The sequence below is a fragment of the Streptomyces sp. NPDC031210 genome (assembly GCF_055570395.1).
Window position 1 is genome coordinate 154,966 of sequence record NZ_JBVIHH010000010.1, and the last position, 13,507, is coordinate 168,472.

Sequence of the window (13,507 nt, forward strand, 5' to 3'; positions counted from 1 at the left end):
CGTGGTCCCACAATGGCCCGGTGAACAGGTCCAAAGATCACCTCGATGACCGGTCCATAATCGACGCGTCCGGCGCGCCCGCCACCACCGGCGGCTCCGACTTCCTCCAACTCGCCATAGAGGACGCGCCGGCCGGTGGGCGCGCCGACTGGCTGGCCCGGCACCTGCGGCTCGCCATCGCCGACGGCCGCCTGCCGGTGGGGAGCAGGCTGCCCGCCAGCCGAGTGCTCGCCGCCGACCTGCGCGTCTCCCGAGGTGTGGTCACCGAGGCGTACCAACGCCTGAGCGAGGACGGGCAGGTGGCGGGGCGGGGGCGCGGCGGAACGGTGGTCGTGGCCGCACCCGTCACCGCTCCGGCCGCGCACGACCTCGCGCCGGGCGGTGCGTCCCCGGCCGAAGCCGCGCCCGCCGCCCTGTTCGACGCGGCGCCCGGCGCGGACGTCTACGACGCCCTGCGCGCCGCGCCCGCCCGGATCGATCTCACGCCGGGTGTCCCCGACCTGACCGCGTTCCCGCGCGCGGCCTGGCTGCGCGCCGAACGCGCGGTGCTCGCCGACCTGGCGGCGGCCGACCTGGGATACGGCGATCCCCGGGGCGCCCCGGCGCTGCGCGTCGCCGTCGCCAACTGGCTGGCCCGTAACCGCGGTATCAGGGCCGACCCGGGCGAGGTGCTCGTCGTCGCGGGCACCGCACAGGCACTTGGGCTGATCGCGGGGGTGCTGCGCGCCGACGGTCTCGACGCCCTCGCGGTGGAGGACCCCGGCTCGCTGGGAGCCCGTCAGCACCTGCGGTACGGGCGGATGGCGACGCCGCCGGTCCCGGTCGACGCCGAGGGGGTACGCGTCGACGCGGTGCGCGCCTGCGGTGCGCGAGCCGTCCTGCTCACCCCGGCCCACCAGTTCCCGACCGGGGTGGTGCTCAGCGGCCCCAGACGTCGCGAGTTGATGCGCTGGGCCGGCGACGGCGGCCTGGTCATCGAGGACGACTACGACGCCGAGCACCGCTACGACCGGGCTCCGGTGCCGGCCCTGCGCGCCCTGCTCCCCGAGCGGGTCTGCTACGCCGGCAGCGTCTCCAAAATCCTGGCGCCCGCCGTGCGTGTGGGCTGGCTGCTCGCCCCGCCTCAGTACCGGGACGCGTTCATCGAAGCCAAGCGCTTCGCCGACCTCGGCAACCCCCTCCTGCCCCAACTGGTCGTCGCCCGGCTGATGGAGTCGGGCGAGCTGGAACGCCGCCTGCGGCTGGTGCGCGGCCGGCACCGCCGCCGCCGGGACGCCATGACCGACGCGATCCGTCGACATCTGCCGGGCGCCCGCGTGCACGGCGCGGCGGCGGGCCTGCACCTGACGATCACCTTCGCGGCCGGAGGGTTCGCCGACACCGACCTGGCCGCCGCCGCCCTGGAACGGGGCGTGAAAGTCCAGCCACTGTCCTGGCACACCCAGCGCCCGGCCCACCCCGGCCTGGTCCTCGGCTACGCGGCACGCACCCCCGACGACCTCACCGAAGCCATGGCCACCCTCGGCACGGCGCTCCGCCCCCTGACGCGCGGACGCACATGACGGACCCCCGTCCTTCCTCTCATCGCACGGGAAGCGCGGCGCCTTCCCGTTCCTCCGCCGGGCGCGGGCCGAAGATGCGGCGCTCCGCTTCCCCGATCGGAACGTCGTGGATGCCGGCCTCGCGGCGCCGCATCAACCCGTCCGGCGCGAACTCCCACAACTCGTTGCCGTGGCTGCGCCACCACTGGCCGCCGGCGTCGTGCCACTCGTACTGGAACCGCACCGCGATCCGGTTCCCGCTGAACGACCACAGCTCCTTGCGCAGCGCGTAGTCCAGCTCGCGCGCCCACTTCCCGCGCAGGAAGGCGACGATGGCCTCCCGTCCGGTCAGGAACGTGTCGCGGTTCCGCCAGACCGAGTCCTCGGTGTACGCGAGCGCGACGCGTTCGGGGTCGCGGGTGTTCCACGCGTCCTCGGCGGCCCGCACCTTCCGTCTCGCGCTCTGCTCGTCGAACGGCGGAAGGGGCGGACGGGGCGGAAACGGTGGCCGTGGTGACATGGCGGACTCCTCGCTCGTGTGGACAACCGGAAGAGGAGAGGGAGAACGGTCGTTCTCCATCCCGTCCGGCTACCCTAGAGAACGTTCGTTCTCCTGGGAAGGGACGCCGGGAGCCGAACGTCGGAAGCCCGGAGACCTGGCAGCCCCGGATGAGACCCGCCCGAGCGAGGAGGCTCACGATGGACCACGAGGAAGCCCGCACGCGGATACTCGACGCCGCCGAGAAGCTGTTCTACGAGCGCGGCATCCAGGCCGTCGGCATGGACGAACTCCGCGCCGCCGCCGGGGTCTCCCTCAAGCGCCTCTACGCCTGCTTCCCCTCCAAGAACGACCTGGTCGAGGGCTACCTCCGCCGCCGCGACACCCGCTGGCGCGCCTCCCTCGCCGCGTACGTCACCCAGCACGCCGCCACCCCGCAGGACCGCCCGGCCGCCGTCTTCGACTGGCTGGCCGCCTGGTTCGCCGAGCCCGGCTTCCGCGGCTGCGCCTTCATCAACTCCTTCGGCGAACTGGGCCCCACCTCACCCGCCGTCACCCACGCCGCCCGGACCCACAAGCACGCGCTGCACGCCTACCTCACCGACCTCGCCCGCGACCTCCCCGTCCCCCACCCCGCCCACCTGGCCACCCAACTCGCCCTCCTCATCGACGGCGCCCTCACCACCGCCGCCCTCACCGGCGACCCCACCACCGCCGACCACGCCCGGGCGGCGGCGGGGGTGTTGGTGGCGGCGGCGGGCGGATGAGGGGGCCGGCCCGGGAGCCGGCCCCCTTCCGCTACCCCAGCGCCCGTTCCAAGCCCGCCAGGGCCGACTGGAGTTCCTCGTGGGTGATGGTCAGGGGCGGGGCGAGGCGGATCGTGGAGCCGTGGGTGTCCTTGGCGAGGATGCCTTCGTGCAGGAGGCGTTCGCTGAGGGCGCGGCCGGTGCCGAGGGCGGGGTCGATGTCGACGCCGGCCCACAGGCCGCGGGTGCGGAAGCCGGTGACGCCCTTGCCGGTCAGGGCGGCGAGGCCGGTGCGCAGGACCTCGCCCAGTTCGGTGGCGCGGCGCTGGAATTCGCCCGTGTTCAGCAGGTCGATGACGGCCGAACCGACCGCGGCCGCCAGGGGGTTGCCGCCGAAGGTGGAGCCGTGGGCGCCGGGGCCGAGCACCTCCAGGACCTCGCGGCGGGCGACGACGGCGGAGACCGGGACGATGCCGCCGCCCAGCGCCTTGCCGAGCAGCAGGACGTCGGGGACGACGGATTCGTGGTCGACGGCGAGGGTGCGGCCGGTGCGGCCCAGGCCGGACTGGATCTCGTCGGCGATGAAGAGGCAGCCGGCGCGCCGGGTCAGGTCGCGTACGCCGGTGAGGTAGCCGTCGTCGGGGATGAGGACGCCGGCCTCGCCCTGGATGGGCTCGATCAGCACCGCGGCCGTCGTCTCGTCGAGGGCGGCTTCGAGGGCGGCGAGGTCGTTGTAGGGGACCACGCGGAAGCCGGGGGCGAAGGGGCCGAAGCCGGCGCGGGCGGTCTCGTCGTCGGAGAAGCCGACGATGGTGGTCGTACGGCCGTGGAAGTTGCCGGCGGCCACGACGATGGTGGCGCGGTCCGCCGGGACGCCCTTGACGTCGTACGCCCACTTGCGGGCCACCTTGATGCCGCTCTCGACCGCTTCGGCGCCGGTGTTCATCGGCAGCACCATGTCCAGGCCGGTCAACTCGGCCAGGGCGGCGGCGAAGCCGGCCAGGCGGTCGTGGTGGAAGGCGCGGGAGGTCAGGGTGAGCTGGTCGAGCTGGCGGTGGGCGGCCTCGATGAGCGCCGGGTGGCGGTGGCCGAAGTTGAGGGCGGAGTATCCGGCGAGCATGTCGAGGTAGCGCCGGCCCTCGACGTCCTCGACCCACACGCCCTCGGCGCGCGCGATGACGACGGGCAGGGGGTGGTAGTTGTGCGCCAGGACCGGCTCCTCGGCGCGGATGACGGCCGCGGAGGAGGAGTAGGGGGAGGAACGTGGGGTGGGGGTGGTGGTGGCGGGGGTCGGGAGGGGCGTCGCCTGGGTGCCGGTGACGGACGTGGGAGCGGTCATGGACGGATCTCCTGGGTGCAGCATTTGATGCCGCCGCCGGCCTTGTGGAATTCCGACAGGTCGACGGGGACGGGGACGTAACCGCGGTGGGCGAGCTGGTCGATGAGGGCCGTCGCACCGGGCGCGACGAAGACGTGGCGGCCGTCGGAGACGGAGTTCAGGCCGAAGGCCATGGCGTCGTCCCGGGTGGCGAGCACGGCATACGGGAACAGGCGGCGGAGCACCTCGCGGCTGCCGGGGGAGAAGGCTTCGGGGTAGTAGGCGACGCGGGGGCGGGCGGGGTCCGGCGGGCCGTCGTCGGCGGACGGATCGAGGACGAACAGGGCGGTGTCCAGGTGGTAGAAGTACGGGTCCACCAGTTGCAGTCCGATGACCGGGACGCCGAAGAACTCCTGGACCTCGGCGTGGGCCGCCCGGGTGGTGCGAAAGCCCGTGCCCGCCAGGATCCAGCCGCCGGCCGGTACGAGGTCGCCCTCGCCCTCGCAGGCGGACTCCGGCCGGTGGACGTCGTAGCCGGCGGCCCGGAACCAGCTCTCGTACGCTGCGGACTCCGGCCGCCGCTGGGGCGCGTGGAAGTGCGAGCCGAAGACCCGGCCGCCCAGCACGAGGGCCGAGTTGGCCGCGAACACCATGTCCGGCAGGCCGGCCACCGGCTCCACCGTCCGCACGGTGTGGCCGTGGTCGCGGTAGGCGCGGACCAGGGTCTCCCACTGGTGGCGCGCGCGAGCGGTGTCCACCCGCGCGTCCTCGCGCATCCAGGGGTTGATGGCGTACCGCACGTCGAAGTGGCGGGGTGCGCAGACCAGGAACTGCCGGGGGAGCGCCTCGCGCGGTGTGGGCTGCGGGACGAGGGCCGCGGCGCCGTCCGGCGGGGCGTCGGCGGGGAGGGTGCCGGTGGGGAGGACGCCGGGGGTGCCCGGGGGCAGGGGGTCGGGCGGCAGATCCGGCGGCAGGTCCGGTGGCAGGAGGCTCGTCGGCAATGAAGGATCCCTTCGCTCGCTGCGGGATGCCCGGAGACGGCCAGGGGTGACGGGCGGTGTCCGGGTGTGTCCCCACGGTAAGGAGCGAAGTCGTCGCGCGACAAGCGTCGAACGCTGCGTGCCGGCGCCGGAATCCTGCGTGATCTGCCTGGTCAGCGCAGGTTTGCTGCGTCGGCTGGGGCGGACGGGTGACGGGCCCCGGCCTCCGGGCTCTCCGGCAGCAGGTGGGAGAGGACCATGTAGCTGATCGTCTTTCGGATGAAGGGCTCGGCCCGGATGCGCTCCAGCACTTCCTCGAAGTGCTCGACATCGGTGGCCCTGACGTGCAGCAGCGCGTCGGCCCCGCCGGTCACGGTCATGGCGGCGGCGATCTCGGGATGGTTGCGGACGACCTCGGCCAGCCGCCGGGGCGGTGCGGCGCTGTCGCAGTACACCTCGACGTACGCCTCGGTGAGCCAGCCGAGCGCGGCGGGCCGGACCGTGGCGGTGAAGCCGGTGATGACGTCGGTCTCCCGCATCCGGTCGACGCGGCGTTTGACCGCGGTGGCCGACAGGCCGATGGCGGCGCCGATCTCCGCGAAGCTCGCCCGGCCGTTCTCGATCAGCGCCGCGACGATCTTGCGGTCCAAGTCGTCGAACGGCGCGGCCTTGGTGGTCATGACGGGCGACCCTCCTGTTCCACTCCGCGATCGTCGGCGCTCCCCCATCGGGTGTGATCGGCCCGGAGTCGCCCCACGGTAGCGATACGGCCGGGGCGCGGACGCGGCCGACACCTGGGGGAACGAGACCCGGGCGCGGGCGGGGGAGCGAGACCCGGGCGCGGGCGGGGCGCGGGTTCGGGGGCGGCGTGCCCGGTGGCGTTGCCCGCGCCGCGTACGCCGGACCCGCAGGTCAGGCATCGATGCAGGTCAGAGTGGGTGGCGTAACCTCGCCGCAACGTCGGTCGCCTAGCGTCGGGGCCGCGGGGGTGTCAGTCAGGGGAGGGGAGGCGCCATGGACGGGCCGACGGCGGGTGCGGGCGCGCCCGGTGAGCCGCTGACGCGGGCGGACCGGGCCCGGCGGGTGGCGCACGTCCTGCGCGGGCAGGTGCTGGGCGGGGCCTTTCCCACCGGTGTGCTGCCCGACGAGCGGGCGCTGGTCGCCGAGTTCGCCACCTCCCGCAACACCGTCCGGGAGGCGCTGGGGCTGTTGCGCGACGAGGGGCTGGTGGTGCGCCGCCGGGGCGTGGGCACGGTCGTGGCCGGGCGCACGTACGCGCATCCGCTCGGCGAACTGTCCGGGCTGGCCGAGGTCCTCCAGCGGCACGGCGTGGTCGTCAACGAGGTCCGCGAGGCGCGGACCGTACGGCCGCCGGGGTCGGTCGCCCGCCGGCTGGGCCTGCCCGAGGGCGGCCCGGCCGTGTATCTGGAACGACTGCGGCGGGTCGACGGCGTGCCGCTGTCCCTGGACTGCACCTACCTCCTCCCCGAGGTGGGCGAACCGCTGCTGGCGCTGGCCCGGGACACCCTGGAGCACCAGGACGTCTTCGACCTGATCGAGTCGGCGGCCGGGGCGCCGCTGGGCACGGCCGAGGTGTCGGTACGGGCCGTGGTCGCGGATCCGGCGACGTGCGCGGTGCTGGCGATGCCCGAGGGCGGCGCCGTGCTGGCCGTCGAACGCCTCACCCGGCTCGCCGACGGCCGGCCCGCCGACCTGGAGTTCATCCACCTGCGGGGGGACCGGCTGACCCTGCACGCGACGATGGCGCGGGGGAAGTAGGGGGCCTCGGCCACCCCCGTGATCGGGGGGGCGGCCGAGCCCGGGCCACTCGTGATCGTGGCGGCGGCCGAGGCCCGGACCTCCGTGACAGGGGGCCGGGCCTCCGTGACAGGGGTCAAAGGGGTCGGTTCACTTGGGGTCGGCTCACTTGAGGGGGCGGCTCACCTCGGGGACCGGCTCACCTCGTGGGCCGCCGGCTCACCTCGGTTCGACCCGCTGGATGTTCGCCCGGCGTACCACCTCAGGACCCGTCTTCGCGGCCCGCGCCACCAGCGCCGGCCCGTCCCAGTCCGGCGGCCAGCCGTGCCACAGGCGCAGGCGGCCGCCCACGACGACCGCGGCGATCTGGTCGCGGTTCGCCAGGCGAACGAGTTCCCACCCCAGGTCGTAGGAGGGCGTGAGCTCGGGGACGTCGATGTCGACGACGAGGAAGTCGGCGGCCTTGCCCACGGCGATCGACCCGGTGACGCGGCCCAGCCCGAGGGCGTCGGCGCTCAGGGAGGTGGCGTGCTCCAGCCAGAGCCGTCCGGTGCCGCAGACGGAGTCGCCCGCCCCCATGCCGTACGCCAGCCGCTGTGCCGTCTCCGCGGCGTCGATCAGCCGGAAGCCGTCGCCGCGGGTGCCGTCGGTGCCGGTGCCGAACCGTACGCCCATCGCGGCCAGCATGGTGGCGTGGGTGACGCCGTTGCCCTTCCAGGCGCTGGCCACGGGGTTGTAGCTGATCGCCGCACCGGAGTCGGCGAGCAGGCGCATCTCCGAGGGGGTGAGCAGGGTGGCGTGCGCGCCCAGGGTGTGCGGCCCCAGGGCGCCGATGTGGTGCAGGTACTCCAGCGGCCGCCGGCCCACACTCTTCAACGACCGTTCGACGGAGGCGAGATGTTCGTTGACGTGGATCTGGAGCACCGCGTCGGCGTCGGCGCACAGAGCCGCCGTCCTCTTGATCACCTCGGCGGGCGCGTCCTCGGGGACGGCTATCGCCAGCGAGGGATGGACCAGCGGATGCCCGTCCCAGCGTCCCAGGTGCGCCGGACCGCCCTTCCCGTCGGAGACGATCTTGGACAGGACGCACCGGATGCCGGCTTCCTCCGTGCCCTTGGCCACCGCCGCCACGTCGACCGGCGCCCGCGTCCCGGCATCGGCGACGGTCGTGAAGCCGCCGCGCAGCGCCTCCAGCGCGGCCAACTTCGCCGACAGATAGGCGCTCTCCTCGTCCAGCGCATGCTCCAGCGGCTCCCAGACGGTCTTGAAGATCTCCGACGGCTGCCCGAACGACTGGGCCTTGCCGAAGCTCTGGGTCAGGTGGTGGTGCGCGTCGACGAAGCCGGGCATGAGCAGGTGGCCGTCCAGGCGCACCGGCCGCAGCGAGGGGTACTTGGCGATCAGCCGCTCGGCCGGACCGATGTCGCGGAACCTGCCGCCCTCGACGAGTACGGCCCGCCCGCGCGCGAGCCCGTCCGGCAACAGCAGCAGCTCGGGCACGAGCAGTTGCTTCGCGCCGCTGAACTGCTCGGGCCGCGGCGTACGCGCCCTGCCCGGTGCCGGGGGCGGCGTGGCGGCGGCCGCGCTCCCGCCACCGGCCACCGACGCGCCGAGGAACCCGCCCGCGCCGGTCAGCCCGGCCTTGACGAGGAACTTCCGCCGGTCGAATCGGCCGGGTGGCGCGGCCGGGGCCGGGTCCTGGCCCGCCGGGTCCGCCTGGCTCGCCGGGCCCGCCGGGTCCGCCCCCTCCGCCTGGTTCACGCTCTCCGGCAGATACGCCCACTCCTGACGGTCCGTTCCGTCCCGCCGGTCCGTTCCGTCCCGCCGGTCCGTTCCTTCCCGCCGGTCCGTTCCTTCCCGCCGGTCCGTTCCGTCCCGCCGGTCCGTTCTCTCCGGCCGCTCGCCACCCGACGGCATTCCCTGGTCCTTCTCTTCGTTCGCCAACCCGCTCGCCCGCTTCCGGTCCTTCTGACCAACTAACTGGCCTGCGATTTCACTGAGCACGTTCGTCCCTGGGGCGTCCGCGCACGGGCAGCAGCGGGGTGGTGCTGTGCACGCGACGAAGCCCGGAAAACACCCGTGAACGAGGTCAGCCGCGCCGGGTGGCCCGACCCTAGAACCGCCCCAGAAGCGGAACAAGGCTTCCGGCATGCGGGATTTTCGCTTCGGGGCGGGCCGGTGGCGCAACGCTCGACAGCCTTCGACGCGCCCCTGGTCAGGCCCGTCGTCCCGCCTTCCCGAGGTGGCGTAACTTCGCCGAAACACGCGGAGCGGCCGGTGAGCCGCGCCCGCTTCCCCGTGATCGACGCACGGGAACGCATGGGATGCTCGTACGTTGGATCTGCCGGACGGACGGTGGACGTGCGGCGATATTTCGAGGATGTACCGATGAGACTCTGCTTCCTGGTGGAGGAGCAGTACCGCTACGACGGCATGCCGCTGGACGTGATCCGCCAACTCACCGCCTGGGGCCACCAGGTGGACGTCCTGCGCCCCGGCCGCTCGCTGATCCGCATGTCCGAGGCGATACGCGCGGGCAGCCATGACGCCTGGGTCCTCAAGACCGTCTCCGGCGGGCCCGGCCTGACGCTGTTAGAGGCGGCCGCCGCCGTCGGGCTGACCACGGTGAACGACGCCCGGGCGATCCGCGGCGTACGCGACAAGGCGCTGGCCGCGGTCATCGCGCGCGGCAGCGGGCTGCCCGTTCCCGTCACTTACGCGGCGGCCCGGCCCGAGGAGTTCGCCGCGATACCCGAGGCGGACTTCCCCCTGGTGGTGAAGCCCGCCGACGGCAGTGCCGGGCGCGCCGTACGCCTGGTGGCGACGCCGGACCGGCTGACCGGCCCGGAGGCGGAGCCGGCCGGTGGCGGCCTGCTCATCGCCCAGCCCTACGTCCCCAACTCCGGTACGGACCTGAAGGTCTACTGCGTCGGCGGTGAACTCTTCGCGACCGAGCGGTGCTCCCCGCTCCACCCCGGCCGTACGGTCCGCGAACGCCGGGTGCCGCTCACCCGCGAAGTCGCCCGGATCGCCACCGACATCGGTACGGTCTTCGGCCTCGACCTCTACGGTGCCGACATCCTGCTTGGCCCCGACGGGCCCGTGGTCGTCGACATCAACGACTTCCCCAGCTTCCGGCAGGTCCCGGACGCGGTCGCGCGGGTCTCGGCGGCCGTGCTGCGTCTCGCCCGTACGGGAACGGGGGCGGGAGTGGGACCGGGGGCGGGCAGGGGCCCGGCCACCGAGCCGCTCCCCACCGAGCCGCTCCCCACGGAGCCCGAGCCGCTTCCCGCCCGGTCCGCCGCGGCCGTAGGCGGTGCCTGATGCGGATCTGCCTGATCACGCCCGAGCCCGGGCACCCGCTGCTGGCCGCCGCCACCGCGCTGCTGACCCCCCGGCACCGGGTCGAGCACCTGGACCCCGGCGCGCCCGGCCGCGTACCACCCGGCGCGCCGACCGGTTCGGCCGCGCCGGCCGACGTCTACCTGCTCAAGTCCCGTACGCCCCGCGCGCTGGCCCTCGCCGCCGCCTTGGAGGCGAGCGGCGCGCCGGTGCTCAACTCGTCGGCGGCCACCGCGCTCTGCCAGGACCGGGTCGCCATGGCCCGGCTGGCCCGCGAGGCCGGTCTGCCGTTCGCCGGGACCACCGCCCCGACCACGCTGGGGCGGTTGGCGCGGGACGGCGAACCGGCCGGTCCGCTGGTGGTCAAGAGCCGGTTCAGCCGACGCCACGACCTGGTGGTCCTCGCCGACACCGCCGCGCGCCTTCGGGAGTTGGCCGCCGTCTGGCCCGAAGAGCCCGTGATCACGCAGCGCTTCACCCCGAACGACGGCTGGGACCACAAGCTGTGGGCGATCGGCGGGCGGCTCTTCGCCGGCCTGCGCCGCTCGGAGCTGGCCCCCGGCGGCCGTGGTCCGACCCGTCCCCTCGCGCTCGGCGAACTGCCCGACGGCTGGGCCGACCTGGTGCTTCGCGTAGGCGAGACCTTCGCGCTCGACGTCTACGGCGTGGACCTTCTCGACGCGGGCGACGGCACGCCGCTCATCGTCGACATCAACGCCTTCCCGGGCATCCGCGGCCAGTCGGGCGCGCCCGAGGCGCTTGCGGACCTGGCCCTCAGGGCCGCATCGGGACACCACAAGGCGCCGACACCGGCGGGAATACCGAATACGCGTACGAGCGTGCCCGAATTTCCTTAGCAACAACCCACCCCCGCACGCAAGTTCGCGAGCAGATGAGTCTACTTTCCGGCCGCCCCGGGTAGTGCTGTGCCGTCAGGGGGGCGTACCGCCACGCCTTCCTTCCGCACGCATCGCGAAAGGCCGGCAACAGTGACACAGCCATTCGAATTGCCGAAGTTCTACACGCCGCACCCGGCGCGGTTGAATCCGCACCTGGAGGAGGCGCGCGCGCATTCGAAGGCGTGGGCCCGTGGCATGGGAATGCTGGAGGGCTCGAATATCTGGGAAGAGCGGGACCTCGACGCCCACGACTACGCGCTGCTGTGTTCCTACACCCACCCGGACGCCCCCGCCCGTGCGCTCTCGCTCGTCACGGACTGGTATGTCTGGGTCTTCTTCTTCGACGACCATTTCCTGGAGAAGTTCAAGCGGACCCTGGACCGCGAGGGCGGCAAGAAGTACCTCGACAGGCTGCCGGCGTTCATGCCGATGGACCTGGCCACGCCCGTCCCCGAGCCCACCAACCCCGTCGAGGCGGGCCTGGCCGACCTCTGGGCCCGCACGGTGCCGGACATGTCCCTGGAGTGGCGGGCGCGATTCGCCGAGAGCACCGAACATCTGCTCAACGAGTCGCTGTGGGAACTGTCGAACATCAATATCCATCGCGTCCCCAACCCCGTCGAGTACATCGAAATGCGCCGCAAGGTCGGCGGGGCGCCCTGGTCCGCGGGCCTGGTGGAGTACGCGACCGGCGCCGAGGTCCCGGCGGCCGTCGCCGAATCCCGGCCCCTGCGCGTCCTGAAGGACACGTTTTCCGACGGTGTGCATCTGCGCAACGACCTTTTCTCCTACCAGCGGGAAACCGAGGACGAGGGGGAGCTGAGCAATGGCGTCCTCGTCCTGGAGAAATTCCTCGGCTGCACCACCCAGGAAGCCGCGGACGCGGTCAATGACCTCATCACCTCACGTCTCCAGCAGTTCGAACACACCGTCGTGACCGAACTCCCCGCGCTTTTCCTGGAAAAGGGCCTCGACCCGCACGCCTGCGCGGATGTCCTGGCGTACGCGAAGGGGCTCCAGGACTGGCAGTCCGGAGGCCACGAATGGCATATGCGCTCCAGCCGTTACATGAACGGCGGCGGCACCGCGGCCGGACCCGCCGACGCGTCCGCGCCCTGGTCGCCCTTCGCCGTCGGCGGACTCGGCACCTCGGCCGCGGACCTGAGCGCAGCCCTCGCGACCGCCGTGGGACCCCGCCTGCGCGGCCACAGCCACGTGCCGACGCGGGTGGGGCCCTCCCGGATCCCCGACATCCACATGCCGTTCGAGGCCCGGCTCAGCCCGCATCTGGACGCCGCCCGGCGCAACATCGTCACCTGGTCGCACCGCATGGGCCTGCTGGAGCCGCAGCCCGGGGTGCCGTTCTCCGACATCTGGGACGAGGACGCGCTGGTGGGGTACGACCTGCCGCTGTGCGCCGCCGGTCTCCACCCCGACGCCACCCCCGAGGAGCTCGACCTCGGCTCCCAGTGGCTGACCTGGGGCACGTACGCCGACGACTACTACCCCGCGGTCTTCGGCCGGACCCGTGACCTGGCCGCGGCCAAGGTCTGCACCGCACGCCTGTCCGCCCTCATGCCGCTCGACTCCGCCACCCCGGTGCCGGAACCCGTCGGCGCCCTCGAACGGGCCCTGGCCGACCTGTGGGTCCGCACGGCCGGACCCATGGCCCCCGACGCACGGCGCACCTTCCGCGCCACCGTCGACACCATGACCGCGAGCTGGCTCTGGGAGCTGGACAACCAGGCGCAGAACCGTATCCCCGACCCGGTGGACTACATCGAGATGCGCCGGGCGACCTTCGGCTCCGACCTCACGATGAGCCTGAGCCGCCTCGGGCACGGCCGCGAGGTGCCGCCGGAGATCTACCGCACCGGTCCGATGCGCGCTCTGGAGAACGCCGCCTCCGACTACGCGGCCCTGCTCAACGACGTCTTCTCGTACCAGAAGGAGATCGAGTACGAGGGCGAGGTCCACAACGGCATCCTCGTCGTCCAGAACTTCTTCGGCTGCGACTACGCCACCGGGCTGGCCGTCATCCACGACCTGATGAACTCCCGCATGCGCGAGTTCCAGCACGTCGCCGCCAACGAACTGCCCGTCGTCTACGACGACTTCAAGCTGTCGGCACAGGCCCGCGCGACCCTCGACGGATATGTGCGGGAGCTGGAGAACTGGCTGTCGGGCATCCTCACCTGGCACCGGGAATGCCGCCGCTACCGCGAGGAAGACCTGCACCACGCACCGGGCACCCCGTCCTGGCTCCCCGGCCCCACGGGCCTGGGCACCTCGGGGGCGCGCGCCCCGTGGCCGGCTCTGCGGGCGGGGTAGCGCCCGCGGCCGCACGGCCGCACGGCCCGTCGAGGCCGGAAGCCGTCTTCCGGCCCGCCCGAAGAGCTTCGGGCGGGCCGGGGCGGCCCCCGC

General features: G+C 73.4%; 11 protein-coding genes. 6 read left to right on the top strand and 5 right to left on the bottom strand.

Annotated features, from left to right (window positions below; all coding sequences use genetic code 11):
- The first annotated feature begins 20 nt into the window (after positions 1-20).
- Positions 21-1,562: a MocR-like pyridoxine biosynthesis transcription factor PdxR gene (pdxR, locus tag ACZ45Z_RS19950; protein ID WP_468363869.1), complete on the top strand. Its 1,542-nt coding sequence runs from the start codon at positions 21-23 to the stop codon at positions 1,560-1,562.
- A 19-nt stretch (positions 1,563-1,581) separates the two neighbouring features.
- On the opposite strand, the gene ACZ45Z_RS19955 is transcribed toward pdxR, so the two are convergent.
- Entirely contained in the window at positions 1,582-2,061 is a 480-nt protein-coding gene (locus tag ACZ45Z_RS19955) for a nuclear transport factor 2 family protein (RefSeq protein WP_468363872.1), read from the bottom strand.
- A gap of 179 nt (positions 2,062-2,240) precedes the next feature.
- On the opposite strand from ACZ45Z_RS19955, the gene ACZ45Z_RS19960 reads away from it, so the two are divergent.
- A complete protein-coding gene (locus tag ACZ45Z_RS19960; RefSeq protein ID WP_468363874.1) occupies positions 2,241-2,807 on the top strand; it encodes a TetR/AcrR family transcriptional regulator in 567 nt (188 codons plus the stop codon).
- Between the two features lie 31 nt (positions 2,808-2,838).
- On the opposite strand, the gene rocD is transcribed toward ACZ45Z_RS19960, so the two are convergent.
- From rocD to ACZ45Z_RS19975, 3 genes are all read right to left on the bottom strand, one after another.
- A complete protein-coding gene (gene rocD, locus ACZ45Z_RS19965; protein ID WP_468363876.1) occupies positions 2,839-4,125 on the bottom strand; it encodes an ornithine--oxo-acid transaminase in 1,287 nt (428 codons plus the stop codon).
- Positions 4,122-4,931: a dimethylargininase gene (ddaH, locus tag ACZ45Z_RS19970; RefSeq protein WP_468364186.1), complete on the bottom strand. Its 810-nt coding sequence runs from the start codon at positions 4,929-4,931 to the stop codon at positions 4,122-4,124. The genes rocD and ddaH overlap by 4 nt, the downstream gene beginning before the upstream one ends.
- Before the next feature lie 326 nt (positions 4,932-5,257).
- The gene (locus ACZ45Z_RS19975; protein ID WP_468363879.1) at positions 5,258-5,764 is read right to left on the bottom strand and encodes an Lrp/AsnC family transcriptional regulator; all 507 of its coding nucleotides are present in this window, start codon (positions 5,762-5,764) and stop codon (positions 5,258-5,260) included.
- 334 nt (positions 5,765-6,098) lie between these two features.
- Here ACZ45Z_RS19975 and ACZ45Z_RS19980 point away from each other — a divergent pair, with 334 nt between their 5' ends.
- Complete coding sequence (locus ACZ45Z_RS19980) at positions 6,099-6,863, top strand: GntR family transcriptional regulator (RefSeq protein ID WP_468363882.1); 765 nt, start codon at positions 6,099-6,101, stop codon at positions 6,861-6,863.
- Positions 6,864-7,061: 198 nt separating this feature from the next.
- On the opposite strand, the gene ACZ45Z_RS19985 is transcribed toward ACZ45Z_RS19980, so the two are convergent.
- Positions 7,062-8,348: an amidohydrolase family protein gene (locus ACZ45Z_RS19985; RefSeq protein ID WP_468364188.1), complete on the bottom strand. Its 1,287-nt coding sequence runs from the start codon at positions 8,346-8,348 to the stop codon at positions 7,062-7,064.
- Positions 8,349-9,230: 882 nt separating this feature from the next.
- Here ACZ45Z_RS19985 and ACZ45Z_RS19990 point away from each other — a divergent pair.
- The 3 genes from ACZ45Z_RS19990 to ACZ45Z_RS20000 all read left to right on the top strand — a co-directional run bounded on the left by ACZ45Z_RS19990 (position 9,231) and on the right by ACZ45Z_RS20000 (position 13,414).
- Positions 9,231-10,166: an ATP-grasp domain-containing protein gene (locus ACZ45Z_RS19990; RefSeq protein WP_468363885.1), complete on the top strand. Its 936-nt coding sequence runs from the start codon at positions 9,231-9,233 to the stop codon at positions 10,164-10,166.
- The gene (locus ACZ45Z_RS19995) at positions 10,166-11,041 is read left to right on the top strand and encodes an ATP-grasp domain-containing protein (RefSeq protein ID WP_468363888.1); all 876 of its coding nucleotides are present in this window, start codon (positions 10,166-10,168) and stop codon (positions 11,039-11,041) included. Before ACZ45Z_RS19990 ends, ACZ45Z_RS19995 begins: the two co-directional genes overlap by 1 nt.
- Positions 11,042-11,173: 132 nt before the next feature.
- Positions 11,174-13,414 (top strand): terpene synthase family protein, encoded by a 2,241-nt coding sequence (locus ACZ45Z_RS20000; protein ID WP_468363890.1) that lies wholly within the window; start codon positions 11,174-11,176, stop codon positions 13,412-13,414.
- The last annotated feature ends 93 nt before the right edge of the window (positions 13,415-13,507 follow it).

What these genes read in the sequence shown, in the direction of transcription:
- ACZ45Z_RS19955 (WP_468363872.1), bottom strand. Translation starts at nt 2,061, where the DNA reads ATGTCACCACGGCCACCGTTTCCGCCCCGTCCGCCCCTTCCGCCGTTC.
- ACZ45Z_RS19960 (WP_468363874.1), top strand. Translation starts at nt 2,241, where the DNA reads ATGGACCACGAGGAAGCCCGCACGCGGATACTCGACGCCGCCGAGAAG.
- rocD (WP_468363876.1), bottom strand. Translation starts at nt 4,125, where the DNA reads ATGACCGCTCCCACGTCCGTCACCGGCACCCAGGCGACGCCCCTCCCG.
- ACZ45Z_RS19975 (WP_468363879.1), bottom strand. Translation starts at nt 5,764, where the DNA reads ATGACCACCAAGGCCGCGCCGTTCGACGACTTGGACCGCAAGATCGTC.
- ACZ45Z_RS19980 (WP_468363882.1), top strand. Translation starts at nt 6,099, where the DNA reads ATGGACGGGCCGACGGCGGGTGCGGGCGCGCCCGGTGAGCCGCTGACG.
- ACZ45Z_RS19990 (WP_468363885.1), top strand. Translation starts at nt 9,231, where the DNA reads ATGAGACTCTGCTTCCTGGTGGAGGAGCAGTACCGCTACGACGGCATG.
- ACZ45Z_RS19995 (WP_468363888.1), top strand. Translation starts at nt 10,166, where the DNA reads ATGCGGATCTGCCTGATCACGCCCGAGCCCGGGCACCCGCTGCTGGCC.